Annotated in this window: 21 protein-coding genes; 8 read left to right on the forward strand and 13 right to left on the reverse strand. The window is 71.7% G+C overall.

Annotated features, from left to right (window positions below; genetic code table 11):
• Nucleotides 1-37 precede the first annotated feature (37 nt).
• Nucleotides 38-787 carry an enoyl-CoA hydratase/isomerase family protein gene (locus HJD23_RS04500; RefSeq protein ID WP_171113814.1) on the forward strand — a complete coding sequence of 250 codons (750 nt, stop codon included), beginning with the start codon at nt 38-40 and terminating at the stop codon, nt 785-787.
• On the opposite strand, the gene HJD23_RS04505 is transcribed toward HJD23_RS04500, so the two are convergent.
• Both HJD23_RS04505 and HJD23_RS04510 read right to left on the reverse strand, forming a co-directional pair.
• Nucleotides 779-1,408 carry a DJ-1/PfpI family protein gene (locus tag HJD23_RS04505; RefSeq protein ID WP_171113815.1) on the reverse strand — a complete coding sequence of 210 codons (630 nt, stop codon included), beginning with the start codon at nt 1,406-1,408 and terminating at the stop codon, nt 779-781. The genes HJD23_RS04500 and HJD23_RS04505 overlap by 9 nt on opposite strands.
• Before the next feature lie 26 nt (nt 1,409-1,434).
• A complete protein-coding gene (locus HJD23_RS04510; RefSeq protein WP_171113816.1) occupies nt 1,435-2,394 on the reverse strand; it encodes a GlxA family transcriptional regulator in 960 nt (319 codons plus the stop codon).
• A 179-nt stretch (nt 2,395-2,573) separates the two neighbouring features.
• Between HJD23_RS04510 and HJD23_RS04515 the strand changes: the two genes are divergently transcribed.
• The 3 genes from HJD23_RS04515 (at nt 2,574) to HJD23_RS04525 (ending at nt 5,872) form a co-directional block, all read left to right on the forward strand.
• Nucleotides 2,574-2,711, forward strand: coding sequence for an LPFR motif small protein (locus HJD23_RS04515; protein WP_171113817.1), 138 nt, complete (start codon nt 2,574-2,576; stop codon nt 2,709-2,711).
• 99 nt (nt 2,712-2,810) lie between these two features.
• The gene (locus tag HJD23_RS04520) at nt 2,811-5,198 is read left to right on the forward strand and encodes a Tex family protein (protein ID WP_171113818.1); all 2,388 of its coding nucleotides are present in this window, start codon (nt 2,811-2,813) and stop codon (nt 5,196-5,198) included.
• Between the two features lie 104 nt (nt 5,199-5,302).
• Entirely contained in the window at nt 5,303-5,872 is a 570-nt protein-coding gene (locus tag HJD23_RS04525; protein WP_171113819.1) for a putative glycolipid-binding domain-containing protein, read from the forward strand.
• Here the strand turns inward: HJD23_RS04525 and HJD23_RS04530 are convergent.
• Both HJD23_RS04530 and HJD23_RS04535 read right to left on the reverse strand, forming a co-directional pair.
• Nucleotides 5,869-7,509: an ABC-F family ATP-binding cassette domain-containing protein gene (locus tag HJD23_RS04530; protein WP_171133986.1), complete on the reverse strand. Its 1,641-nt coding sequence runs from the start codon at nt 7,507-7,509 to the stop codon at nt 5,869-5,871. The genes HJD23_RS04525 and HJD23_RS04530 overlap by 4 nt on opposite strands.
• Nucleotides 7,510-7,714: 205 nt before the next feature.
• Nucleotides 7,715-8,734: an oxidoreductase gene (locus HJD23_RS04535; RefSeq protein ID WP_171113820.1), complete on the reverse strand. Its 1,020-nt coding sequence runs from the start codon at nt 8,732-8,734 to the stop codon at nt 7,715-7,717.
• A gap of 66 nt (nt 8,735-8,800) precedes the next feature.
• On the opposite strand from HJD23_RS04535, the gene HJD23_RS04540 reads away from it, so the two are divergent.
• Nucleotides 8,801-9,766: an FAD-dependent oxidoreductase gene (locus HJD23_RS04540; RefSeq protein WP_171113821.1), complete on the forward strand. Its 966-nt coding sequence runs from the start codon at nt 8,801-8,803 to the stop codon at nt 9,764-9,766.
• 1 nt (nt 9,767) lies between these two features.
• Here HJD23_RS04540 and HJD23_RS04545 read toward each other — a convergent pair whose 3' ends face one another.
• Nucleotides 9,768-11,744, reverse strand: coding sequence for a Xaa-Pro dipeptidyl-peptidase (locus HJD23_RS04545; RefSeq protein WP_171113822.1), 1,977 nt, complete (start codon nt 11,742-11,744; stop codon nt 9,768-9,770).
• A gap of 213 nt (nt 11,745-11,957) precedes the next feature.
• On the opposite strand from HJD23_RS04545, the gene HJD23_RS04550 reads away from it, so the two are divergent.
• Nucleotides 11,958-13,481, forward strand: coding sequence for a M1 family metallopeptidase (locus tag HJD23_RS04550; protein WP_171113823.1), 1,524 nt, complete (start codon nt 11,958-11,960; stop codon nt 13,479-13,481).
• A 39-nt stretch (nt 13,482-13,520) separates the two neighbouring features.
• On the opposite strand, the gene HJD23_RS04555 is transcribed toward HJD23_RS04550, so the two are convergent.
• The 3 genes from HJD23_RS04555 to HJD23_RS04565 are packed head-to-tail and all read right to left on the reverse strand — an operon-like array spanning nt 13,521 to nt 16,462.
• Entirely contained in the window at nt 13,521-14,432 is a 912-nt protein-coding gene (locus tag HJD23_RS04555) for a PfkB family carbohydrate kinase (RefSeq protein WP_171113824.1), read from the reverse strand.
• A complete protein-coding gene (locus HJD23_RS04560) occupies nt 14,429-14,953 on the reverse strand; it encodes a macro domain-containing protein (protein ID WP_171113825.1) in 525 nt (174 codons plus the stop codon). Before HJD23_RS04560 ends, HJD23_RS04555 begins: the two co-directional genes overlap by 4 nt.
• Before the next feature lie 42 nt (nt 14,954-14,995).
• Nucleotides 14,996-16,462, reverse strand: coding sequence for an amino acid permease (locus tag HJD23_RS04565; protein WP_171113826.1), 1,467 nt, complete (start codon nt 16,460-16,462; stop codon nt 14,996-14,998).
• A gap of 257 nt (nt 16,463-16,719) precedes the next feature.
• On the opposite strand from HJD23_RS04565, the gene HJD23_RS04570 reads away from it, so the two are divergent.
• Nucleotides 16,720-17,415 carry a MerR family transcriptional regulator gene (locus HJD23_RS04570; protein WP_171113827.1) on the forward strand — a complete coding sequence of 232 codons (696 nt, stop codon included), beginning with the start codon at nt 16,720-16,722 and terminating at the stop codon, nt 17,413-17,415.
• 6 nt (nt 17,416-17,421) lie between these two features.
• On the opposite strand, the gene HJD23_RS04575 is transcribed toward HJD23_RS04570, so the two are convergent.
• The 4 genes from HJD23_RS04575 to HJD23_RS04590 all read right to left on the reverse strand — a co-directional run bounded on the left by HJD23_RS04575 (nt 17,422) and on the right by HJD23_RS04590 (nt 22,559).
• The gene (locus tag HJD23_RS04575; protein ID WP_171113828.1) at nt 17,422-19,605 is read right to left on the reverse strand and encodes a 3-hydroxyacyl-CoA dehydrogenase NAD-binding domain-containing protein; all 2,184 of its coding nucleotides are present in this window, start codon (nt 19,603-19,605) and stop codon (nt 17,422-17,424) included.
• A 33-nt stretch (nt 19,606-19,638) separates the two neighbouring features.
• The gene (locus HJD23_RS04580; RefSeq protein WP_171113829.1) at nt 19,639-20,853 is read right to left on the reverse strand and encodes an acetyl-CoA C-acetyltransferase; all 1,215 of its coding nucleotides are present in this window, start codon (nt 20,851-20,853) and stop codon (nt 19,639-19,641) included.
• Nucleotides 20,854-20,896: 43 nt separating this feature from the next.
• Nucleotides 20,897-22,036 carry a CaiB/BaiF CoA-transferase family protein gene (locus HJD23_RS04585; protein WP_171113830.1) on the reverse strand — a complete coding sequence of 380 codons (1,140 nt, stop codon included), beginning with the start codon at nt 22,034-22,036 and terminating at the stop codon, nt 20,897-20,899.
• A gap of 142 nt (nt 22,037-22,178) precedes the next feature.
• Nucleotides 22,179-22,559, reverse strand: a complete 381-nt coding sequence (locus tag HJD23_RS04590; RefSeq protein ID WP_171113831.1) for an MmcQ/YjbR family DNA-binding protein — start codon at nt 22,557-22,559, stop codon at nt 22,179-22,181.
• Nucleotides 22,560-22,650: 91 nt separating this feature from the next.
• Between HJD23_RS04590 and HJD23_RS04595 the strand changes: the two genes are divergently transcribed.
• Nucleotides 22,651-23,841, forward strand: coding sequence for a saccharopine dehydrogenase NADP-binding domain-containing protein (locus HJD23_RS04595; RefSeq protein WP_171113832.1), 1,191 nt, complete (start codon nt 22,651-22,653; stop codon nt 23,839-23,841).
• A 19-nt stretch (nt 23,842-23,860) separates the two neighbouring features.
• Here HJD23_RS04595 and HJD23_RS04600 read toward each other — a convergent pair whose 3' ends face one another.
• Nucleotides 23,861-24,007 (reverse strand): hypothetical protein, encoded by a 147-nt coding sequence (locus tag HJD23_RS04600; protein ID WP_171111897.1) that lies wholly within the window; start codon nt 24,005-24,007, stop codon nt 23,861-23,863.
• Between the last annotated feature and the right edge of the window lie 43 nt (nt 24,008-24,050).

The raw sequence follows: 24,050 nt of genomic DNA on the forward strand, positions 1-24,050 counted from the left end.
GATCCTACGGAGCGGGCATGCGGCTAGCATCCCGCGCATGGAGCCCCAGCTGCTGCACCGCGTCACCGACTCGGTGGCCACCGTCGTCATCGCCCATCCGGCCAAGCGGAACGCCATGACGGCCGCGATGTGGCGGGCGCTGCCCGAGTTGCTGGACGCCCTGGCGGCCGATCCGGGGGTACGGGCCCTGGTGCTGACGGGTGAGGGCGGCACGTTCTGCGCGGGCGCCGACATCTCCACCCTGCGGGCCTCGCCCGCCGAGGCGCAGGGGCTGGCCGTGCGGGCGGAGGAGGCGCTCGCCGCGTTTCCGAAGCCGACCCTGGCGGCGATCCGCGGGCACTGCGTGGGCGGCGGGGCGCAGCTCGCGGCGGCCTGTGATCTGCGGTTCGCGGAGGAGGGCGCCCTGTTCGGGGTGACACCGGCGAAGCTCGGGATCGTGTATCCGGCCTCCGCGACCCGGCGGTTGGTGTCCCTGGTGGGTCCGGCCACCACCAAGTACCTGCTGTTCTCCGGCGAGCTGATCGGCGCCGACCGGGCGTTGCGCACCGGGCTGGTCGACGAGGTGCTGCCCGAGGGTGAACTCGACAAGCGGATCGCCGAGTTCACCCGGATCCTGGTGTCCCGCTCGCAGCTGACGCAGGCCGCGGCGAAGGAGTTCGCCGACGGCCGCACCGACCGGGACGCGTACTGGGCCGAACAGATGCGCGACGGCGGCGACACCGCGGAGGGCGTCGCCGCGTTCCTGGAGCGGCGGCAGCCGCACTTCACCTGGACCGCGTCAGGCTGAGGCCGTCCGGGCGCGGAACATCTCCACGAGGTGCGCGGGCGCCTTCTGCGGGGAGCCGGCGTCGTACGGGGGCTGCGGGTCGTACTCGGTCATCAGCTGGACGGCCTGGGCCTGTTCGTCGCCGGCGATCCTGCCGAGCAGGGTGAGGCCCATGTCGATGCCGGAGGAGACACCGGCGGCGGTGACGTACTTGCCGTCGAAGACGACCCGCTCTCCCGTGGGCTCGACGCCGAAGGGCTTCAGCTCGTCCAGGGTGAGCCAGTGCGAGGTCGCCCGGCGTCCCCGGAGGAGTCCGGCGGCGGCCAGGATCAGGGAGCCGGTGCACACGGACGTCGTCCAGGTGGTGCCGGCGTCGGCGGTGCGCAGCCAGTCCAGCAGGGTGTCGTTCACCATCTGCGACTCCTGGCCGGGACCGCCCGGGACCACCACGATGTCGGGGCTCGGCATGTCGGTCAGGGTCCGGTCGGCGGTGAGCGCGAGGTTGCCGGTGTCGTTGCGGACGGGGCCGGTGCGTTCGGCGACGAAGACCGTCTCGGCGTCCGGGAGGCGGCCGAGGGTCTCGTAGGGGCCTACGGCGTCCAGGGCGGTGAAGCCGTCGTAGAGGACGATGGCGATCTGCATCGGTTGTCCCTTTCATGGGGTGGGGTTCATGGGGTGGGGGCCGGACGGAAACGCCGGCGGTACTCGGCCGGTGCGGTGCCGAGGGCCTTCAGGAAGGCCCGGCGCATGGCCTCGGGCGTGCCGTAGCCGCTGGCGCGGGCGATCTCCTCGATTCCGTCGCCCGTGTCCTCCAGGAGACGGCGGGCGTGTTCGAGGCGCACCCGGTCGACGTAGCGGCCGGGGGTCGTGCCGGTCTCGGACCGGAAGGCGCGGGCGAAGTGGCGCGGGGAGAGCCGGGCGCGGGCGGCGAGGGCCTCGACGGTCAGGTCGTCGGCGGGGTGCTCGGTGATCCACCGCTGGAGCTCGCGCAGCGGCTCGCGGGAGGCCGTCTGGGCGGCGAGCTGCGCGCTGAACTGGGCCTGGTTTCCGGGGCGGCGCAGGAAGACCACGAGGTGGCGGGCGATGGTGAGGGCCACGTCCCGGCCGAGGTCCTCCTCCACCAGGGCGAGGGCGAGATCGATGCCGGAGGTGACGCCGGCGGACGTGGCGATGTGTCCGTCGCGCACGTAGATGGGGTCGGGTTCGACGTGGACGGCCGGGTGGTCGCGGGCGAGCTGGTCGCAGAACCTCCAGTGGGTCGTCGCGCGACGGCCGTCCAGCAGGCCCGCCTCGGCGAGCAGCAGCGACCCGGTGCACACGGAGACCAGGCGCGGGGCCCGCGGCCCGTGCGCACGCAGCCAGGCGGTCAGGCGCGGGTCCGGCCGGCGGGTGCCCCTGCCACCGGGGACCAGGAGGGTGTGCGGGGCGGACGCGTCGGCGAGTGCCTCGTCCGGTGCGAGGGTCAGCCCGCTGGAGCTGCGGACGGGACCGCCGTCCAGGGAGGCCGTACGGATGCGGTACGTCCCCGGGGTGAGCGTCTCGGCCCCGGCGAAGACCTCCACCGGGCCGGAGACGTCGAGGCTCTGCACGCCGTCGAAGAGGACGACCAGAACGGTTCGCTGCGCCATACGAGCGATTCTTCGCGGGCCCGGACATGGCCGCAATGACGAGTTCCCCACCTTTCCTGCCATCGCACGGCATGACCGGCGGCGGGCGCGGTACCCGCAGATCACCTGGTCCACAGAGAGACCTGGTCCACAGAGAGCGAAGAGCAAGACGAAGAAGAGCACGACGAAAGGGGATGCACGTGTTCCGTGCCCTAGCGGATGTCCTGCGGCAGATCGGCGGTGCCGTCGCCACGGTCGTGACGTTGCCGTTCCGGGCCGTGGCCCGCCTGCTCGGCGGCGCCTCCGGGGGCGGAAGGCGCGGCGCGCGCCGGGTCTGAGAGCCGCCGCCCCGCCAGTTCCCGCCCTGGTCCCCCGTTGTCGGTGCGACCTGCCACAATTGCCGCGCAACCCGAAGCGGAGAAGGCGGTACGGGAATCGTGACGACACCCGGGTCCCTGGGAGCAGGGTCCATCGAAGGCAGGATCGCCGAGGAGCTCGGCGTACGGGAGCGGCAGGTCAAGGCTGCCGTGGAGCTGCTCGACGGCGGTTCGACGGTGCCCTTCATCGCCCGCTACCGCAAGGAAGCGACCGAGATGCTCGACGATGCGCAGCTGCGCACGATCGAGGAGCGGCTGCGCTATCTGCGGGAGCTGGAGGAGCGGCGGACGGCGATCCTGGAGTCGGTGCGTGAGCAGGGCAAGCTCACCGACGAACTTCAGGTGCAGATCCGGGGCGCGCAGACCAAGGCGCGCCTGGAGGACATCTATCTGCCGTACAAGCCGAAGCGGCGGACGAAGGCGCAGATCGCCCGTGAGGCCGGTCTGGAGCCGCTGGCCGAGGGGCTGCTCGGCGATCCGACCGTCGAGCCCCTCGCGGCCGCCGCCGCGTTCGTGGACGCCGGCAAGGGCGTGGCCGATCCGCAGGCCGCCCTGGACGGTGCCCGGGCGATCCTCACGGAGCGGTTCTCGGAGGACGCCGACCTGATCGGCGAGCTGCGTGAGCGCATGTGGGTGCGCGGGCGGCTGGCCGCCAAGGTGCGCGAGGGCAAGGAGGAGGCGGGCGCCAAGTTCGCCGACTACTTCGACTTCGCCGAGCCGTTCACCGAGCTGCCGTCGCACCGCATCCTGGCGATGCTGCGCGGCGAGAAGGAGGAGGTCCTCGACCTCGTCCTGGAGCCGGAGGAGCCGACGGAGGGGCCCTCGTCGTACGAGGGGATCATCGCCGGGAAGTTCGGGATCGCCGACCGTGGGCGGCCCGCCGACAAGTGGCTGACGGACACCGTCCGCTGGGCCTGGCGGACCCGCGTCCTGGTGCACCTCGGCATCGACCTCCGCCTGCGGCTGCGTACGGCGGCCGAGGACGAGGCGGTCGGCGTGTTCGCGGCGAACCTGCGGGACCTGCTCCTCGCCGCCCCGGCCGGCACGCGCGCGACGCTCGGTCTCGACCCCGGTTTCCGTACGGGCGTGAAGGTGGCCGTCGTGGACGCCACCGGCAAGGTCGTCGCCACCGACGTCATCTACCCGCACGTCCCGGCCAACAAGTGGGACGAGGCGATCGCGAAGCTGGCCCGGCTCGCCAAGGAGCACGCCGTCGAGCTGATCGCGATCGGCAACGGCACGGCGTCCCGCGAGACCGACAAGCTCGCCGGTGAACTCATCACCAAGCACCCGGAGCTGAAGCTCACCAAGGTGATGGTGTCCGAGGCGGGCGCGTCCGTGTACTCGGCCTCCGCGTTCGCCTCGCAGGAGCTGCCCGACATGGACGTGTCGCTGCGGGGCGCGGTGTCGATCGCGCGTCGCCTCCAGGACCCGCTCGCCGAGCTGGTGAAGATCGACCCGAAGTCGATCGGGGTCGGCCAGTACCAGCACGACCTGTCCGAGGTGAAGCTGTCGCGTTCGCTGGACGCGGTGGTGGAGGACTGTGTGAACGGCGTCGGGGTCGACGTCAACACGGCGTCCGCGCCGCTCCTCGCGCGCGTGTCGGGCATCTCCTCCGGGCTCGCCGAGAACATCGTGGCGCACCGCGACGCCAACGGCCCGTTCACGTCCCGCTCCGAGCTGAAGAACGTGGCACGGCTGGGGCCGAAGGCGTACGAGCAGTGCGCGGGCTTCCTGCGCATCCGCGGCGGCCACGACCCGCTGGACGCGTCCAGCGTGCACCCGGAGGCGTACCCCGTCGTACGGCGGATGGTGAAGACCACCGGCCAGGAAGTGGCCGCGCTGGTCGGCAACACGGGAGTGCTGCGGTCGCTGAAGCCGCAGGACTTCGTGGACGAGACGTTCGGTCTGCCGACGGTCACCGACATCCTCAAGGAGCTGGAGAAGCCGGGGCGCGATCCGCGGCCGGCGTTCAAGACGGCCACCTTCAAGGAGGGCGTCGAGAAGCTCTCCGACCTTCAGGCGGGGATGGTCCTGGAGGGCGTGGTCACCAACGTGGCCGCGTTCGGGGCGTTCGTCGACGTCGGTGTGCACCAGGACGGTCTGGTGCACGTGTCCGCGATGTCGAAGACGTTCGTCAAGGACCCGCGGGACGTCGTCAAGCCAGGTGACATCGTGAAGGTGAAGGTCCTCGACGTCGACATTCCGCGCAAGCGGATCTCCCTCACCCTGCGGCTGGACGACGAGGCCGCGCTCCAGGAGCGGGGTTCCGGCGAACGCCGCCCGCAGCGGGGCGGGCGCCCGCCGCAGCAGCGGCAGGGCGGGCGCGGTGGCCAGGGCGGCGGTGGCGGGCGCCAGGCTCCGGCTCCGGCTCCGGCGAACAGCGCGATGGCCGACGCCCTGCGGCGCGCGGGGCTGCTCGACCCCAAGAAGGGCGGGCGGGCCTGATGTTGACCGGGCCCGGGCTGCCGCGCGGCTGCGGGGGTTCGGGCCCGGTGGGCGCAACCGTGTCGGCGGGACGTCCGCCGACCCACCACTCATAGTGTGGCGATATGACCACTTCGCGTGCAGTGACCTGGGACGTCACGGCGAGCCACGGGTACGAGACCGCCTGGGTCGCGTTCGACGGGGAGACCCTGCGGGCGCGGGGGCGGGCGGTGGGGACGGACCCGGAGCCGTACTGGGTGTCGTACGAACTGGAAACCGGCGACGGTTACGTGACCCGGCGGCTCCGGGTGACCGCCGAGACCGCGGAGCTGACGCGGACGCTCGATCTGTGGCACGACGGGCGGGGGGAATGGACCGCCGACGGGCAGCCGGTGCCCGAGGTGCACGGGGCGCTCGACTGCGATCTGGGGCTGTGTCCGCTGACCAACACCATGCCCGTGCTCCGGCACGAGTTGCACCGGGCCGCCGGTGAGCGGAAGTTCCTGATGGCGTGGGTGTCGGTGCCCGACCTTGCCGTACGGCCCTCGGTCCAGACGTACACGCATCTCGCCCGCACCGACGGCGGCGGGCGGGTGCGGTTCGCGTCGGGTGACTTCCGCAGCGAGCTGGACGTCGACGCGGACGGCCTCGTCGTCGACTATCCGCAGCTGGCGACGCGGCTGACGCCTCGTTAATGCTCGGTCACCTTGCCGTCGGCGACCTCCAGACGGCGGGTGACGTGGACCGCGTCCAGCATGCGGCGGTCGTGGGTGACCAGCAGCAGGGTGCCGGTGTAGGCGTCGAGGGCCGACTCCAGTTGCTCGATGGCGGGCAGGTCGAGGTGGTTGGTCGGCTCGTCGAGGACCAGCAGGTTGACGCCCCGGCCCTGGAGGAGGGCGAGGGCGGCGCGGGTGCGCTCGCCCGGGGAGAGGGTGGCCGCCGGGCGCAGGACGTGGTCCGACTTCAGGCCGAACTTGGCGAGGAGTGTGCGTACCTCGACCGGTTCGGTGTCGGGGACCGCCGCGCAGAACGCGTCGAGCAGCGTCTCCGGGCCGTGGAACAGCTTGCGGGCCTGGTCGACCTCACCGACCAGCACGCCGGAGCCGAGGGCGGCGTGGCCCGCGTCGAGCGGGACGCGACCGAGCAGGGCGCCGAGCAGGGTGGACTTGCCCGCGCCGTTCGCGCCGGTGACCGCGACCCGGTCCGCCCAGTCGACCTGGAGGGACACGGGTCCGAGTACGAAGTCGCCGCGCCGGACCTCGGCGTCGCGCAGGGTGGCCACGACCGCGCCCGAGCGGGGGGCCGAGGCGATCTCCATGCGCAGTTCCCACTCCTTGCGCGGCTCCTCGACCACCTCCAGCCGTTCGATCATGCGCTGGGTCTGCCGGGCCTTCGCGGCCTGCTTCTCGCTGGCGTCGCTGCGGAACTTGCGGCCGATCTTGTCGTTGTCGTTGCCCGCCTTGCGCCGGGCGTTCTTCACGCCCTTGTCCATCCAGGCGCGCTGCATCTGCGCCCGGTCCTGGAGGGCGGACTTCTTGTCGGCGTACTCGTCGTACTCCTCGCGCGCGTGCCGCCGGGCCACCTCGCGTTCTTCCAGGTAGGCCGCGTAGCCGCCGCCGTAGAGGTTGATCTGCTGCTGGGCGAGGTCGAGTTCGAGGACCTTGGTGACCGTCCGGGTGAGGAACTCGCGGTCGTGGCTGACGACGACCGTGCCGGCGCGCAGGCCACCGACGAAGCGTTCGAGGCGCTCCAGGCCGTCGAGGTCGAGGTCGTTGGTGGGCTCGTCGAGCAGGAAGACGTCGTAGCGGGAGAGCAGGAGGGAGGCGAGGCCGGCGCGGGCCGCCTGGCCGCCGGAGAGGGACGTCATCGGCTGGTCCAGGCCGACGGCGAGGCCGAGCGCGTCGGCGACCTCCTCGGCGCGTTCGTCGAGGTCGGCGCCGCCGAGGCCGAGCCAGCGCTCCAGGCTGGTGGCGTAGGCGTCGTCGGCGCCGGGTGCCCCGTCGACGAGCGCCTGGGTGGCCTCGTCCATGGCCCGCTGGGCCTCGGCGACGCCGGTACGCCGGGCCAGGAACTCCCGTACCGTCTCGCCCGGCCGCCGCTCGGGCTCCTGCGGCAGGTGACCGACGGTGGCGGTGGGTGGGGACAGGCGCAGCTCGCCCTGCTCGGGGGCGTCGAGCCCGGCGAGCATCCGCAGCAGCGTGGACTTTCCGGCGCCGTTGGCACCGACCAGCCCGATCACGTCGCCGGGCGCGACGACCAGATCGAGGCCGGTGAAGAGCGCGCGGTCGCCGTGACCGGCGGCGAGGTTCTTGGCGACGAGGGTGGCAGTCATCAGACCCCGATCCTAGTGCCCGCCCGGCCGGGCGGTCGCGCCGGTATTCAGGTCGTCCCCGTCCCCACCAGCACACTTGCCGTCGCCCGGCGGGGCGACCGGGTGGATCTTCACGGGTCATCGCCCGACGAGAGCGCCGTCGCCCCCACCACCCCGCACGACCACCAAACCCCTTGTCCACCACCCGCGACGACCGGACCGGCGTTCACCTCGGCATCGACTCCACCAGCACACTCCCCGCCGTCCTGGCCACCACGTACGACTGGCCCTTCACGGACTTCGCGTCCAGGGGGATGCGGTGGTGGCCCGGTTCGAGGAGGCCGTCGAAGAGGGTGTGGGTGTGGGGGCGGGAGAGGCGGTCCAGGCGGTACGCGGTGAGTTGGACCCGGCAGGTCGAGGTGACCTCGACGCCCGCCACGCCGTCGGCCGTGACCAGGCGGGTGAGGCGGCGCTGCGCCACCGGGCTGCGGTCGAGGGCGTGTTCGAGCTGGGCGACGAGCAACGGGACGATCGGGGCGAGTCCGTCGACGTACGCCACCTCCACCCCGGCGCGTTCGAAGGCCCGGCGCACGGCCGCGCGCTCCTCCTCGCCGACCCCGCGGCCGAAGGCGACGGCGCCGTAGCCGCGCAGCTCGTCGGTGGGGACGCGGTCGGCGTCGCGGGTGATGTCGGCGCCGATGCCGATGGTGCGCAGGGCGGCGGCGAGCTTGGCGAGCAGGGCGACGCGGGCGCCGATCAGCAGGACGCGGCGACCGCCGGTCCCCTCGGCGTCCAGCAGGGAGTTCAGCGCCGTGCGGTACTCGTCGCCGTGGAAGCGGAACGGGCCGATGCCCTGGTAGCCGTTCAGCTCCAGGTCGACCTGTTCGTCCGTCTGCCAGGCGAAGTCCCGCCAGAGGTAGTCGTCGTCGGCTCGCTCGATGACCGCGGTGACCGCTCCGCACGCCAGGTCCGCGCACTCGGGGCAGCCGTAGATGACGTACCGCCCGCCGGGCAGCGGCGCGTCGGCCTCCAGTAACAGGCTGCGCACCTGGGCGGTGAAGATGGCGGGCGGGACGTCGGAGGCGAGCGGGGAGACGGCGTCCAGGTCCGAGAGCTGGAACAGCAGCGGGCGCCCGTCGACGATGAAGTCCACGAAGTCCCGGTGCACCTGGTAGCCACCGTCGGCGAGAACTCCACCGGCCCGCATCGCGGGTGCCAGGCCGAAGGTCGCGTACGCGGCAGACATACGGTGAGTATCCCCACCGTTACGCCGCTCTGATCGCGGCATGACACATTCCGCTACCGTCCCCGCATGAACAGTGACACGGAGGACGATGTGATCGTCATCGGCGGGGGTGTCATCGGGCTGACGACGGCCGTGGTGCTGGCCGAGCGCGGGCGGCGGGTACGGGTGTGGACGCGGGACCCGGTCGAGCGAACCACCTCGGCGGTGGCGGGCGCGCTGTGGTGGCCGTACCGCATCGAGCCGCCCGAGGCGGCGCGCAGGTGGGCGCTGCGCTCGCTGGACGTCTACGAGGAGCTGGCCGAGCGGCCGGAGGTGACCGGCGTACGCCTGGTCGAGGGGGTCATGGGCGAGACCGACCTGGACGAGACGGACTCCTGGGCGGCGGGCCGGCTGAAGGGGCTGCGGGCGGCGACGCCCGAGGAGTACGCCGGGCCGATGGGTCTGTGGGCGCGGCTGCCGCTGGTCGACATGTCGACTCATCTGCCATGGCTGCGGGAGCGGTTGGCGGCGGCGGGCGGAGTGGTGGAGGAGCGCACGGTGTCGGCGCTCGCGGAGGCGGACGCGCCGGTGGTGGTCAACTGCACGGGGTTGGGCGCGCGGAAGCTGGTGCCGGACGCGTCCGTGCGCCCTGTGCGCGGTCAGTTGGTCGTGGTGGAGAATCCCGGGATCCGTACCTGGGTCGTCTGCAAGGACGCCTCCGGTGAGATGGCGTATGTCTTCCCGCATCCGGGGCGCCTGGTGCTGGGCGGCACCTCGGAGGAGGACGAGTGGTCGCTTGCGCCGGATCCTGCGGTGGCCGAGGCGATCGTACGACGGTGCGCCGCGCTGCGGCCGGAGATCGCCGGGGCGCGGGTGCTGGACCACCGGGTGGGGCTGCGGCCGGTGCGGGACGCGGTGCGGCTGGAGCGCGAACTGCTGCCGGACGGGCGGGTGCTGGTGCACAACTACGGTCACGGGGGCGCTGGCGTGACCGTGGCGTGGGGGTGTGCGCAGGAGGCGGCCGGGTTGGCCGGTCCGGCCGCCTCCGGGTGAGTCAGTCGGTGTTGCGGGGACCGGGGACGCGCTCGGCGGAACGCGGGGCGTCGACTCCTTCGAGCGTCTTGTACGGCGCCGGGGTCCCGGCCGTGTCGGTGCCTGCGGTGCCTGCCGTGGCTCGGGCGAACGCTGCCGTGCCGCCGACCAGCGGGACGCGGGCGGAGGTGCGGGACAGGTCCAGGGTGAGCGTCGGGGTGTCGGCCGGAGGGTCGATGAGGTCCTTGTCGGTGCCCGCGATGATCAGGGCCAGCCGGTGTCCCGCCGGGACGACGTGGTCGGTCGCGGCCAGGTCGAGGGTGATGGTGTACCGCTTGCCCGGAGTGAGCGGGCGGCCCGTCAGGTCGGAGGCGTGGTTGCCGAGGTCGGCCCAGCCGCGGCTGACGATGGTGTGCTCGACGTCGGTCGTCTTGGCGCTGGTCTCCTTGAAGCAGGCGCTGTCGCCGGTGGTGGACGGTCCCCAGCAGGTGCGGTCGGGGAGGGTGGTGATGCCCTCGGCGGCGTCGGCGTAGTCGCGGATGGTGGCGGGGCCGAGGTCCACGAGGACGGCCGAGAGGTGGGCCGTGCGGGTGGTGGGGGTCGCGGTGACGGTGACCTCGGAGGAGCCGGACAGGCGCAGGTCCCGGGTGAGCGGCCTGGTCACGAAGCCCGCCTTGTCGGGGGTGGGTTGGTCGATGTGCGCGGCCCAGTCGGTCTCGCTGTGCTGTGGGTCGTCGGTGAAGGTCTCGGTGCCCTCGCCGTTGCGCAGGCCGAGGGTGCCGACGCCGGGCCGGTCTCCATGGGCGGGCTTCAGGCGGACGGTGTCGGTGCCGCGTGGCGGCCATGCCTTCGACGTGACCCACTGGTCGGGGTGGCGCTCGATGTCGGCCATCGGCTCGCGGTCGATGCCGTTGTCGTAGCCGAGGAGTTCGTGGTCGAACCAGCGGTGCAGGGTCTCCACCCACTCCGCACGCCGGAAGTCGAAGGGGTCGACATGGCCGGTCTGGGACAGCCAGATCTTGCGCTCGACGCCGTTCCTCGCGAGGGCGTCCCACCACTGGCCGACGTGCTTCATCCGGACGTTGAGGTCCTGCATGCCGTGGATCAGGAAGACGCTCGCCTTCACCTTGCGCGCGTCCTTGACGTAGTCGCGCTCGGTCCACAGCGGCGTCCAGTCGCCGGTGCGCGGGGCACCGTCGACGAGTCGCTGCTGGACGGCGGCGCACTTGGCGCGGGCGTCGGGGCTGTTGACGTAGTTCGACAGCCAGTCGGGGCCGGAGTCGTACAACGGGGCGCCCTGCTGGAAGTAGTAGTCGTACCAGGAGGAGATGGCACTGATCGGCACGATGGTCTCCAGGCCCTCGACGCCGGTCGCGGCGACGCCGTTGGCGATGGTGCCGTCCCAGCTCTTGCCGATCATCCCGGTCCTGCCGTTGGTCCAGGTGGCCTTGGCGCGGGTCGTGCCGGTGCGGGTGGTGTAGGCCTTGGCGCGGCCGTTCAGCCAGTCGACGACGGCCTTCGCCGACTCGACGTCGGAGCGGCCGCCGACGTCGACGCAGCCGTCGGAGCGGTTGGTTCCGGCGAGGTCGACGCCGACGAAGGCGTAGCCGCGCGGGACGAAGTAGTTGTCGTAGAACAGCGGCATCCGGACGACGTCGCCGTTCGCGTCGTACGTCTTCTTCTGGCTCTCGTTGCCGCGCCCGCAGCACGAGTAGTACGGGCTGGCGTCCATGATGACGGGGACTTTCCGGCCCCGCTGGGCGGGTTCGCGCGGGCGGACGATGTCGACGGCGACGCGGTCGGTCCGGCCGTCGCCGTCGCCGTCGAGGCCGGTGTCCACCCAGACGGCCTCACGGACGGCGTTCTCGTACGAGTAGACGGGTTGGCTCGTGCGAGGCGCGGTGTGCGCTGCGGCGGGGGTGAGCAGGGTGGCCGTGAGGGCGGCGGTGGCCGCCGTCGCGAGCGGTCTCCAGGTCGTGAAGCGCATGCGTTTCGGCATGCGCCGGACGGTACCGTCCGCAACTCAAGTGCAGAAGGGGGCGACTGAGGGACCCTCACAGTGGTGCTGGTGGCGGGAAAGCGACGTTGGGGCGTCCGGGTGTATGTCGGCCGAATGGCGATCTCGTGACAGCGGTTGTTGTGGACAGGGCAGTTACGCCTGAGCGTGAATGGGCTCCGCACGGTCCTCCCGCCCCTACGACTTGGAGCTTCAGTGCACCGCAGACTCACCACGCCGGGCGCACTCGCTGCGGCCTCCCTTCTGCTGGCGATCCCGGCATCGGCCGCGAGCCACTCCCCCGGCGCTCCGGGCATCGGCGACCCCTACTACCCGGCGTACGGCAACGGCGGATACGACGTCTCCCACTACGACCTGCGGCTGAAGTACCGGCCCGCGGACGACCGGCTGGAGGGCACGGCGACCCTGCTGGCCCGGACCACGCAGGATCTGTCCCGGTTCAACCTGGACTTCCTGCTGGATGTGAGCGAGGTGCGGGTCAACGGCGCGAAGGCGAGGTTCGCGACTTCGGGTCAGCACGAACTGCAGGTCACGCCGAGCAAACCGCTGGCCAAGGGTGAGTCCGTCACCGTGGTGGTGCGCTACAGCGGGGTGCCGTCGTCGGAGCAGGCGTACGGCTTCACGAGCTGGCTCCGGACGCCGGACGGCGGGGTCGCGGCCGGTGAGCCCGAGGCGGCGTGGTGGTGGTTCCCGAGCAACGACCATCCGCTGGACAAGGCCACGTACGACATCTCGGTGCAGGTGCCGGACGGTACGCAAGCCATCTCCAACGGCACGCTGCAATCGACGAGTTCACGGGCCGGGTGGACCCGCTACAGCTGGCGGTCCAACAAGCCGCAGGCCACCTACCTCGCCACACTGGCGGTCGGCAAGTTCGACGTCACGACCGCGACGACGGACAGCGGCATTCCGGTCATCAACGCCTACAGCAAGGACCTGGGCGACAGCGCCGGCGCGGCACGGGCCAGCGTCGAGCGGACGGGTGAGATCGCCGACTGGCTGACCGACTACTTCGGGCCGTATCCCTACAACGCCCTCGGCGGATACGTGCCGAACACCACGACCGGCTACGCCCTGGAGACGCAGACCCGGCCCTTCTACAGCCCCCGGCAGTTCGCGAACGGGTCGAACACGTCGGTCGTCGTGCACGAGCTGGCCCACCAGTGGTACGGCGACCTGGTGTCGGTGTCCCAGTGGAAGGACATCTGGATCAACGAGGGCTTCGCCCGGTACGCGCAGTGGCTCTGGTCCGAGCACGAGGGCGAGGGGACGGCACAGGAGATCGCGGACTACGTGTACGCGTCGCGCCCGGCGGACGATCCGTTCTGGGCGGTCCGTCCCGGCGACCCGGGACCGGAGAACCAGTTCCATCTGGCGGTGTACGACCGGGGTGCGCTGGCCCTGCAGGCGCTGCGCAACGCGATCGGCGACGAGGACTTCTTCGCCGTCCTCAAGGGCTGGCCACGGACGTACGCCCATGGCAACGCCTCGGTCGCCGACTTCAGGAAGTACGCGGAGCGGGTGTCCGGGAAGCGGCTGACCGCGCTGTTCGACACCTGGCTGTTCCAGCCGTCGAAGCCGGGGACGCCGGCGGCGCGGGAGGCCTCGATCTCGGCCCGTGCGCTGGGGACGAAGGGGGCGCCGGAGCAGCCGAAGTCGTGGAAGAAGATCGCGGCGACCAATGGCGTGCACGACCATGAGCACGGGCACGCCGAGTAGGGCGGAACAAGCGCGAGGGCGGCTGCCCTCAGCTGCATTTCAGTGGTCCACCTGGGCGGCGCGTTCAAGGAGGCCGTCCCGCTCTATCGCGGCCGTCTCGGTGGACGGCACCGTGCACGCGTGGGCGCCGGCCACCGCGCCGTACAGGGCGCATCGGAGGGGCGGTTCGCCGGCCAGGTGGCCGAAGAGGAAGGCCGCGGCGAAGGCGTCGCCCGCGCCGTTGGAGTCCACCACGGGGGCGGGGGGCGCGACCGGGGGCACATGCGTCAGCTCGCCGTCGGCCAGCAGATGGGCTCCCTTGGCGCCGGCGGTGGCGACGACGACCTGGGCGCGGCCCCGCTCGGCGATGCGGCGCAGGGTGCGCTCCGGGTCGGTGAGGCGGGCGGCGGAGAGGAAGACGATGTCCGCGGCGAGGGCGAACGGCTCGTGGTAGGGGTTCTCGCCGTCCCAGTCGTGCAGGTCGGTGGAGAGGGGTACGCCGGTCTCGCGGAGGACGGGCAGGGCGTGGGCGCAGGGCTGGGTGATGGAGACGTGGACGTGGCGGCTCGACTCCGCCAGTGCACGGACCGTCGCCTCGGGCAGCCGGTCGTCGGCGTGCGAGCGGCTCGTGTCGTAGAGGGAGAGGCGCCGGCCGTCGGGGCCGACGAGGTTGACCGCACGCTTGGTACCGGCGGGCTGCGGGATCGCGGTGAGGGCGATGCCCTTCTCGCGGTGCAGGGCCCGGACCAGTTCGCCCTCGGGGTCGTCGCCGAGCAGGTCGAGGTGGTGGGTGCGCAGCCCCAGGGCGCTCAGTCCGAGGGCGACGAAGTCGCCGGTCTGGCCCGCGCGGGTGCGGATGCCGTCCTCGATCATGTAGCTGTCCGCGTACGGAAGCGGCAGCTCCGGCACGTACACGATGGTGTCCACGCCCGCGCCGCCCAGCACGAGGACGTCCGTGTCGGTGCGGCTCAACTCCCGCCCTCCCCGTGGTCGTAGACCGTCACGGCGATGCCCCGCCGCACCAGCCGCTCGGCGATGAGCGGTTCCACGCGGGACCACTTGCCCCCGGCCAGCCCGCACCCTATCCGGGGCATGTGGACCGATGCGTTCAGTTCGGCCGCCTTGTCGGCGAGGCGGCCGAGGGCGGTGTCGATCGCCTCGTAGCGCACGGGAACGCCCTTGCTGCCCATGGGGGTCCCTCCGCGCGAGCGAAGCCGAGCGTGGGGGAGGATGCCGCGCTGGCCGATCATGTTGGCCACCCACACGTAAGGCTCGACCTGGACGAACTGGACGGCGCCCAGCCCGAAGTCGTTCGACGCTCGGTCGCGGTGCCAGGCGCGGTAGGCCGCCTCCGGCTCCGGCCAGCGGCGCGACAGGGCCAGGACGAAGCCCTTCCCCCAGCCGCCGATGTCGTTGCAGACATGGGCGATCAGCTTGACGCCCTTCACCGACGGCACGGTGGCGTCACCCCGGACATAATTGATCTCCGACATGACGCCACCGTAGGCGATGCCACTGACAGTGGCCCTGACCTGCTACTTCGTGAGGTTCGTCAGCTCCTGGTCCACTGTCCGGGAGACCCGGCGGCGGATGCCGAACCAGCCCGCGACGAGGGCGAGGGCGATGAGCGGGACGAGCAGCAGGGTCTTGCGGCCGACGTCGGGGTCGTTCCACATCATGCCGAGGCAGGCCAGCAGGAAGGCGATCGTGGCGATCTCCGTGACCGGGCTGCCGGGGAGGCGGAAGTGCGGCCGCTGCACCAGGCCCGCCTTGGCGCGGCGCACGAAGATCAGGTGGCAGACCATGATGATCACCCAGGTGCTGATGATGCCGAGCGAGGCGATGTTCAGCACGATCTCGAAGGCCTGGGCCGGCACGAGGAAGTTCAGGCCGACGCCGAGCACACACACCGCGCAGGTCAGCAGGATGCCGCCGTAGGGCACCTGGCTGCGGTTCATGCGGGCGGTGAACTTCGGGGCCGAGCCCGCCATCGCCATGGAGCGCAGGATGCGGCCCGTGGAGTACAGGCCCGAGTTCAGGGACGACATCGCCGCGGTCAGGACGACCAGGTTCATCACGTCGCCGGCCGCCGGGACGCCGATCTTCGACAGGACCGTGACGAAGGGGCTCTCGTCGGCCGAGTAGACCGAGCCGGGCAGCAGCAGGGCCAGGAGGACAACCGAACCGACGTAGAACAGGCCGACGCGCCACATGATCGAGTTCACCGCGCGCGGGACGACCTTCTGCGGCTCGGCGGTCTCGCCCGCGGCGACACCGACCAGCTCCAGGGCGGCGTACGCGAAGATCACGCCCTGCATGACGAGGACGACGGGCATCAGGCCGTGCGGGAAGACGCCCCCGTTGTCCGTGATCACGCTCATGCCGGGGGTCTGGCCGCCCACCTCGTGCTGGGTGGCCAGCAGGAAGATGCCGACGAACATGAAGCCGATCAGCGTGGCGACCTTGATGATCGCGAACCAGAACTCCATCTCGCCGAAGATCTTCACCGAGATCAGGTTCACCGCCAGCACGACGGCCAACGCGATCAGGGCCAGCACCCACTGCGGGATGTCGGTGAACATGCTCCAGTAGTGCGTGTAGAGCGCGATCGCGGTGATGTCGGCGATACCGGTCGTCGACCAGTTCAGGAAGTACATCCAGCCGGCGACGTACGCGCCCTTCTCGCCGAGGAACTCGCGCGCGTACGACACGAAGGACCCGGACGACGGCCGGTACAGGACCAGCTCGCCCAGGGCCCGGACGACGAAGAAGGCGAAGACGCCACAGACGAGGTAGGCCAGCGCGAGCGCCGGGCCCGCGCTGTGCAGGCGGCCACCGGCGCCCAGGAAGAGACCGGTGCCGATGGCGCCGCCGATGGCGATCATGTTGACGTGGCGGGCCTTGAGGTCCTTGCTGTAGCCGGCGTCGCCCGCGTCCGCGGGCGTCGTGGTCGCCCCGTTCCCGGCGGTGACCTTGGCCGTGTCCACGGCGTCCTTGCTCACGGGTGGTACCACTCTCTGGTGCGCCCGAGCGTGGTGCGCTCGAGTGTCCGTACGTGACTCGGTCCGGCACCCCGCTCGTGACGTGGCACAGACCAAGGCAGCACCTTCCCACACGAATCGGTCGATAGACGATGGCCCATGTCACAGAGCGTTGCTTGTCACACAGTCACCGCATGCCCACCCCGCGATCACCTTCCGTTCACCACAGGGTGCGTACGAGGTTTCACAGCACTGGTGAGACAGCAATACTGCTGCGCATGACGACCGACACCGCGGAGCCGACCCTCACGATCGACGAGCTGGCCGCCCGGGCCGGGGTCACGGTGCGCACGGTCCGCTTCTACGGCACCAAGGGTCTGCTGCCACCGCCGGTGATCGGTCCGCGGCGCGTGGGGCACTACGGGCGGGAGCATCTGGCCCGCCTTGAGCTCATCGAGGAGTTGCAGCGGCAGGGCATGACGCTGGCGGCCATCGAGCGCTATCTGCGGCAGCTGCCGCCCGATCTCAGCGCGCACGACCTGGCGATCCACCGGGCGGTGGTGGCCTCCTGGGCGCCGGACACGGTGGAGACGGTGACGCGTGCGGAGCTGGAGCGGCGGGCGGGACGGGCCCTGACCGACGGTGAGGTCGAACGGCTGGCCGCGATGGACGTGGTGCGGACCGGGAGCAGCGGCGACGCGTACGACGTCGACCTCGGTCTGCTGCGGCTCGGCGTCCGGCTGCTGGACGTGCCGCTCTCCCAGGAGGCGATCCTGGCGGCGCGCAAGGTCCTCATCGAACACTCGCGCGCCGCGGCTCACGAACTCGCCCAGCTCTTCCGCGGCGAGGTGTCGGAGCGTGGGACGCGGGACGTGAAGTCCCTCTCGGCCCATATGCAGCCCTTGGTGGTGCAGGCGCTCCTGACGACTTTCCAGCGGTCGCTGAAGGAGGAGCTGGGCGAATGGCTCACCTAGGACCTGTCAGGAACGGGCTGAGTCACTGAACCGCTCGCCCTTCTCGGCCTTCTCCACCAGCAGTGCGGGCGGCGTGAAGCGGTCCCCGTAGCGCTCGGCGAGTTCCCGCGCGCGTGCGACGAAGCCGGGCAGGCCGCCGTCGTAGCCGTTGATGTACTGCAGGACGCCGCCGGTCCAGCCGGGGAAGCCGATGCCGAAGATGGAGCCGATGTTGGCGTCGGCGACGGAGGTCAGCACGCCTTCCTCCAGGAGGCGGACGGTGTCCAGCGCCTCGGAGAAGAGCATCCGCTCCTGCATGTCCTTGAAGGGGATCTCGGCGCCTGCTCGCGTGAAGTGCTCGCGCAGTCCCGGCCACAGCCCGGTCCGCTTGCCGTCGTCCCCGTAGTCGTAGAAGCCCGCGCCGCCGCTGCGGCCGGTGCGGCCGAACTCGTCGACCATGCGGTCGATGACGGCCTCCGCCGGGTGCGGGGTCCAGGTGCCGCCCGCCTCCTCGACGGCCCGCCTGGTCTCACCCCGGATCTTGCGCGGGAGGGTGAGCGTCAGCTCGTCCATCAGGGACAGCACCTTGGCCGGGTAGCCCGCCTGGGCCGCCGCCTGTTCGACGGACGCGGGCTCGATGCCCTCGCCGACCATCGCCACGCCCTCGTTGATGAAGTGGCCGATGACTCGGGAGGTGAAGAAGCCGCGCGAGTCGTTGACGACGATCGGCGTCTTGTTGATCTGCCGGACCAGGTCGAAGGCCCGGGCGAGGGCCTCGTCGCCGGTCCGCTCGCCCTTGATGATCTCGACCAGCGGCATCTTGTCGACCGGCGAGAAGAAGTGCAGCCCGATGAAGTCGGCCTGGCGCTGCACGCCCTCGGCGAGGGCGGTGATGGGGAGCGTGGAGGTGTTGGAGCACAGCAGCGCGTCCGGCGCGACGACCTGCTCGACCTCCTGGAACACCTTGTGCTTGAGCGCCGTGTCCTCGAAGACGGCCTCGATCACCGCGTCGCAGCCCGTGAGGTCCTGGACCTCGGCGGTGGGGGTGATCCGGGCCAGCAGCGCGTCGGCCTTCTCCTGCGTCGTACGGCCCTTGGCGACGGCCTTGGCGCACAGCTTCTCGGAGTAGCCCTTGCCCTTGACGGCGGCCTCCAGGGACACGTCCTTCAGGACGACCTCGATGCCGGCGCGGGCGCACGAGTAGGCGATACCGGCGCCCATCATCCCGGCGCCCAGGACGGCCACCCGGCGGACCTTGCGGGGCTCGATGCCCTTGGGGCGGTTGGCGCCGGAGTTGACGGCCTGGAGGTCGAAGAAGAAGGCCTGGATCATGTTCTTCGAGGTCTGGCCGGCGGCCAGCTCCACGAAGTAGCGGGCCTCGATGACCTGGGCGGTCTCGAAGTCGACCTGGGAGCCCTCGACGGCGGCGGCGAGGATGTTGCGCGGGGCCGGGTAGGGGGCGCCGTTCGTCTGCTTGCGCAGGTTGGCGGGAAAGGCGGGCAGGTTGGCCGCGAACTTCGGGTTGGCGGGGGTGCCGCCGGGGATCTTGTAGCCCGGCCGGTCCCAGGGCTGCTGCGACTCGGGGTTGGCGTCGATGAAGGCGCGGGCCTTGGCGAGCATCTCCTCCGGAGTCGACGCCACTTCGTGGATCAGGCCGTTCTCCAGCGCGCGCCGAGGGCTGTACTGGGTGCCCTGGAGGAGCACCTTGAGGAGGGCGTCGGCGATGCCCAGCAGGCGTACCGTGCGGACCACGCCACCGCCTCCGGGCAGCAGGCCGAGGGTGACCTCGGGGCAGCCGATCTTGGCGCCGGGCGCGTCGAGGGCGACGCGGTGGTGGCAGGCCAGGGCGATCTCGTAACCGCCGCCCAGGGCCGCGCCGTTCATCGCGGCGACGACCGGCTTGCCCAGGGTCTCGATGCGGCGCAGGTCGCGCTTGATCGCCAGGCCGCCGTCGAACAGCTCCTGGGCGGTCTCCGGCGTGACCCGGATCAAGTCGCGCAGGTCGCCGCCGGCGAAGAAGGTCTTCTTGGCGGACGTGAAGATGATGCCGCGGAGGGAGTCCTTCTCGGCCTCCAGCCGGTCGGTGATCGCGGCGAGGGAGTCCCGGAACGCCTGGTTCATGGTGTTCGCGGACTGGCCCGGGTCGTCGAGGACGAGGGTGACGACGCCGGTCTCGTCCTGCTCCCAGCGGATGGTGGTGCTCTCGGTCATTGCTTCTCCGTATCGGGATCTGGGACGGGCCGGTCAGAGGCGCTCGACGATGGTGGCGATGCCCATGCCGCCGCCGACGCACAGCGTGGCGAGGCCGAACCGCTTGTCCTGGCGCTCCAGTTCGTCGACGAGGGTGCCGAGGATCATCGCGCCAGTGGCGCCGAGGGGGTGGCCGAGGGCGATGGCGCCGCCGTTGACGTTGACCTTGTCCAGGGACAGGCCCATGTCCTTCACGAAGCGCAGGACGACCGCGGCGAAGGCCTCGTTGATCTCGACGAGGTCGATGTCGTCGATGGTGAGCCCGGCCTTGGCGAGCGCCTTGCGGGTGGCGGGGGCGGGGCCGGTGAGCATGATGGTGGGCTCGGAGCCGGAGACCGCGACGGAGACGATCCGCGCGCGCGGGGTGAGCCCGTGCCGCTCACCGGCCTCCTTGGAGCCGATCGCGACGAGGGCGGCGCCGTCGACGATGCCGGAGGAGTTGCCCGCGTGGTGGACGTGGTCGATCTTCTCCACCCAGTGGTACTTCTGCAGCGCCACGGCGTCGAAGCCGCCGAGGTCGCCGATGTCCGCGAACGACGGCTTCAGCTTGGCGAGCGAGTCGGCGGTGGTGCCGGGGCGCAGGTGCTCGTCGTGGTCGAGGACGACCAGGCCGCTGCGGTCCTTCACCGGCACGACCGAGCGGTCGAAGCGGCCCTCCTTCCAGGCGGTCGCCGCCCGCTCCTGCGACAGTGCCGCATACTCGTCGACGTCACGGCGGGAGAAGCCCTCGATGGTGGCGATCAGGTCGGCGCCGATGCCCTGCGGCACGAAGTTGACCGCGAGGTTGGTCATCGGGTCGTTGAACCAGGCGCCGCCGTCCGAGGCCATCGGCACCCGGGACATCGACTCGACGCCGCCCGCGAGGACGAGGTCCTCCCAGCCCGAACGGACCTTCATGGCCGCCATGTTGACGGCCTCCAGGCCGGACGCACAGAAGCGGTTCTCCTGCACGCCCGCCACCGTGTCCGGCAGTCCGGCGGCGACGGCGGCGATCCGGGCGATGTCGGAGCCCTGGTCGCCCACGGGGCCGACGACGCCGAGCACGATGTCGTCGATGGCGGCGGGGTCGAGGGTCGGGAACCGGGCGCGGAGCTCGTGGATGAGCCCGACGACCAGGTCGATGGGCTTGGTGCCGTGCAGGGCGCCGTTCTCCTTGCCCCGTCCGCGCGGGGTGCGGATCGCGTCGTACACATACGCTTCGGTGGTCACTGGAGGGCCTTTCGGTGAGGGGCTTGCGAGGGGGCTGGGGTCGTCACGGGCTCGCCTCCGTCAGGCCCGGTACGTCCCAGTCGCGGGCCACGTCCGCGGTGTCGGCGCCCGGTTGTGCCGGGCCGGTACGGACGGCGGTCGGGGTGGCGGAGAAGCGGGGTGCGGGGGCGGGCTGGGTGATGCCGCCGTGGTCGGTGAAGGTGCCGCGCGCGGCGAGGTGCGGGTGGTGCGGGGCCTCGCGCAGCGACAGGACGGGCGCCACGCAGGCGTCGGTGCCCTCGAAGACGGCCGTCCACTCGTCCCTGGTACGGGTCTTGAAGCGGGCGGCGACCGTCTCGCGCAGTTCGCCCCAGCGGGTGACGTCCTTGCGGGCCGGGGCCTGGTCGGCGATGCCGAGCAGCGTGACGAACTCGTCGTAGAACTGCTGCTCCAGGGCACCCACCGCCATGTACTGGCCGTCGGCGGTCTCGTAGGTGCCGTAGAACGGGCAGCCGCCGTCGAGGAGGTTGGCGCCGCGCCGGTCCTGCCAGCCGCCGGCGGCGAGCATGCCGTGGATCATCGCGGCGAGGTGGCCGGCGCCGTCGACGATGGCGGCGTCGACGATCTGGCCGGTGCCCGTGGCGCGGGCGTGGTGCAGGGCGGCGAGGACGCCGACGACGAGATACAGGGAGCCGCCCGCGTAGTCGCCGACCAGGTTGGCGGGGACGGCCGGGGCCTCGTCGGGGCGGCCGATCATGCCGAGGGTGCCGGTCAGCGCGATGTAGGCGATGTCGTGGCCGGCGCGGTGGGCGAGGGGGCCGTCCTGGCCCCAGCCGGTCATCCGGCCGTAGACGAGGGCGGGGTTGCGGGCGTGGCAGGCGTCGGGGCCGACGCCGAGGCGCTCGGCGACGCCGGGGCGGTAGCCCTCGATCAGGATGTCGGCGCGGGCCGCGAGGTCCAGGACGCGGGCGGGGCCGTCCGGGGACTTCAGGTCGACGATCACCGAGCGTTTGTTGCGGTTGGTGATGTCGTAGTGGGGGTCGATCGCGAGGCCGGTGCCGCCGGGGCGGTCCACGCGGACGACGTCGGCGCCGAGGTCGGCGAGGAGCATGGCGGCGAAGGGGCCGGGGCCGATACCGGCCAGCTCGACCACGCGCACGCCGGTGAGCGGGCCGTGCGGTGGCGGCGTCTTTGCCGTGGTCATCCAGCCCCCTGTCGCTGTGACACAACCGATGTAACACCGGTGATGGTAAGAACGTGTTCCAGTGGGCACAAGGCCTGAACGAGCAAGCGCTTAGACACCCAGGGTGCCAGGAGGTCGGCCGCACCACCACGCCGGTGCGGCGTCAGCGTCCGTCCAGCTCCGCTATGAGGCGCTTGGGGGCGATGACGCGGTAGCTCTCCTCCACCCAATCGCAGAGGAGTTCCGCCGTCGGGGCGTCCTGCGGTTCCATCGGGATGCTCACCCAGCCGGACCTGCCCAGGCCGTAGCCGGCGGGCTCGGCGCCGGGGGCGGTCAGGGCGTGGGCGTGGGTGGTGTCGTCCTTGAGCTTGACGGTGATGCCCAGCGGGTAGCTGCCGTCGTCGACGCCGAGGAACACGAACACCTTCTTGTTGACCTTGGCGACGGACTCGCCCCAGGGGAACTCCTCGACGGCGCCGGGCAGCCCGAGCGCGAACTCGCGCACTTTCTCCCGCTTCTTCAGGGCGTTCCTGGACACGGCCACCGTCCACCTCCGGGCTCGTCGTCGGGCTCCGCACCCCTCACGCTAGCCTCAGCCACCGACAGCGGCGCGGGCTGCGGGAGCAAGGGGTGTCATGAACAAGCCGAACAGGTCCGACCGTCCGTACGACATCGTGCTCTTCGGAGCCACGGGCTTCGTCGGGGCGCTCACGGCCGAGTACCTCGCCGCGCACGCCCCGAAGAACCTGCGCTGGGCCGTCGCCGGCCGGAGCGAACTGGAGCTGGCGCGGCTGCGCGAGCGGCTGCGGGAGCTGTCGCCGCAGGGCGCGGAGATCGGGGTGCTGCGGGCCGACGTGACCGAACCGGCCTCGCTGCGCCGGCTCGCCGAGCACGCGCGCGTGGTGGCCACGACGGTGGGCCCCTATGTGACGTACGGCGAGGAACTCGTGGCCGCCTGCGCCGAGCACGGCACGGACTATCTCGACCTGTCGGGTGAGCCCGAGTTCGTCGACCTGATGTACGTCCGCCATGACGCACGCGCGCGGGAGACCGGTGCCCGGCTGGTGCACGCCTGCGGGTTCGACTCGGTGCCGCACGACCTGGGCGTGTACTACACCGTCCAGCAGCTCCCGGAGGGCGTGCCGCTGACGGTGGACGGGTTCGTGACCGCCCACGCGACCTTCTCGGGCGGGACGTTCGCCTCCGCGCTGAACCAGTTCGCGCGGCCCTGGCAGATGGCGGCCGCCGCACGCGAGCGGCACCGGCACGAACCGCGGCTGGTGGGGCGGCGGGCGACGACGCCGAACGGAGCGCCGCGGTTCGTCCCCGACGTGCGCGCCTGGGCGCTGCCGCTGCCGACCATCGACCCGCAGATCGTGCGCCGCTCGGCGAAGGCGCTTGAGCGGTACGGTCCCGACTTCCGCTACCGGCACTACGCCGCGGTACGGCGGCTGCCGGTCGCGGTGGGCGGGGTGGCGGCGCTCGGCGCGGTCGCGGCGGCCGCCCAACTGCCTCCCGCCCGGCGCTGGTTGTCCGGTCGGCTCAAGCCCGGTCAGGGGCCGAGCGCCGAGAAGCGGGCGAAGAGCTGGTTCTCCGTGCGCTTCGTGGGCGAGGGCGGCGGCCGGAAGGTGTTCACCGAGGTCGCGGGCGGCGACCCCGGGTACGGCGAGACGGCGAAGATGTTCGCCGAAGCGGCGCTGTCCCTGGCCTTCGACGACCTCCCGCCGGCCGCCGGACAGGTCACCACGGCGGTGGCGATGGGCGACGCGCTGCTGGAGCGACTGCGCGCGGCGGGGATCACGTTCCGGGTGGCGGCGAGCCGGTAGGGGAAGGGTCCCGGGACCCCTACATCGACCACTCCGCCAGCGTGTAGATCATCCCGCCGATCCAGCCGAGACCGGCCAGTACGGCCAGGACCAGCGCCAGCGTCACGGCGCGTTCGACGGGGCGGGTCGGGCGGGCGAGGGGCTTGGGGACACGGTGCGTCGTCATGTGGCCGAGCCTGCCGATCATGACGGCGTACCGGCATCCGTAC

It is taken from the genome of Streptomyces sp. Z423-1, assembly GCF_013009255.1.
Classification (GTDB): Bacteria; Actinomycetota; Actinomycetes; order Streptomycetales; family Streptomycetaceae; genus Streptomyces; species Streptomyces gossypiisoli.

Excerpts from the sequence above, each read along its gene's own strand:
- HJD23_RS04500 (WP_171113814.1), top strand. The coding sequence starts at position 38 with ATGGAGCCCCAGCTGCTGCACCGCGTCACCGACTCGGTGGCCACCGTC.
- HJD23_RS04505 (WP_171113815.1), bottom strand. The coding sequence starts at position 1,408 with ATGCAGATCGCCATCGTCCTCTACGACGGCTTCACCGCCCTGGACGCC.
- HJD23_RS04510 (WP_171113816.1), bottom strand. The coding sequence starts at position 2,394 with ATGGCGCAGCGAACCGTTCTGGTCGTCCTCTTCGACGGCGTGCAGAGC.
- HJD23_RS04525 (WP_171113819.1), top strand. The coding sequence starts at position 5,303 with ATGACCACTTCGCGTGCAGTGACCTGGGACGTCACGGCGAGCCACGGG.
- HJD23_RS04530 (WP_171133986.1), bottom strand. The coding sequence starts at position 7,509 with ATGACTGCCACCCTCGTCGCCAAGAACCTCGCCGCCGGTCACGGCGAC.
- HJD23_RS04535 (WP_171113820.1), bottom strand. The coding sequence starts at position 8,734 with ATGTCTGCCGCGTACGCGACCTTCGGCCTGGCACCCGCGATGCGGGCC.
- HJD23_RS04540 (WP_171113821.1), top strand. The coding sequence starts at position 8,801 with ATGAACAGTGACACGGAGGACGATGTGATCGTCATCGGCGGGGGTGTC.
- HJD23_RS04545 (WP_171113822.1), bottom strand. The coding sequence starts at position 11,744 with ATGCCGAAACGCATGCGCTTCACGACCTGGAGACCGCTCGCGACGGCG.
- HJD23_RS04560 (WP_171113825.1), bottom strand. The coding sequence starts at position 14,953 with ATGTCGGAGATCAATTATGTCCGGGGTGACGCCACCGTGCCGTCGGTG.
- HJD23_RS04570 (WP_171113827.1), top strand. The coding sequence starts at position 16,720 with ATGACGACCGACACCGCGGAGCCGACCCTCACGATCGACGAGCTGGCC.
- HJD23_RS04575 (WP_171113828.1), bottom strand. The coding sequence starts at position 19,605 with ATGACCGAGAGCACCACCATCCGCTGGGAGCAGGACGAGACCGGCGTC.
- HJD23_RS04585 (WP_171113830.1), bottom strand. The coding sequence starts at position 22,036 with ATGACCACGGCAAAGACGCCGCCACCGCACGGCCCGCTCACCGGCGTG.
- HJD23_RS04595 (WP_171113832.1), top strand. The coding sequence starts at position 22,651 with ATGAACAAGCCGAACAGGTCCGACCGTCCGTACGACATCGTGCTCTTC.
- HJD23_RS04600 (WP_171111897.1), bottom strand. The coding sequence starts at position 24,007 with ATGACGACGCACCGTGTCCCCAAGCCCCTCGCCCGCCCGACCCGCCCC.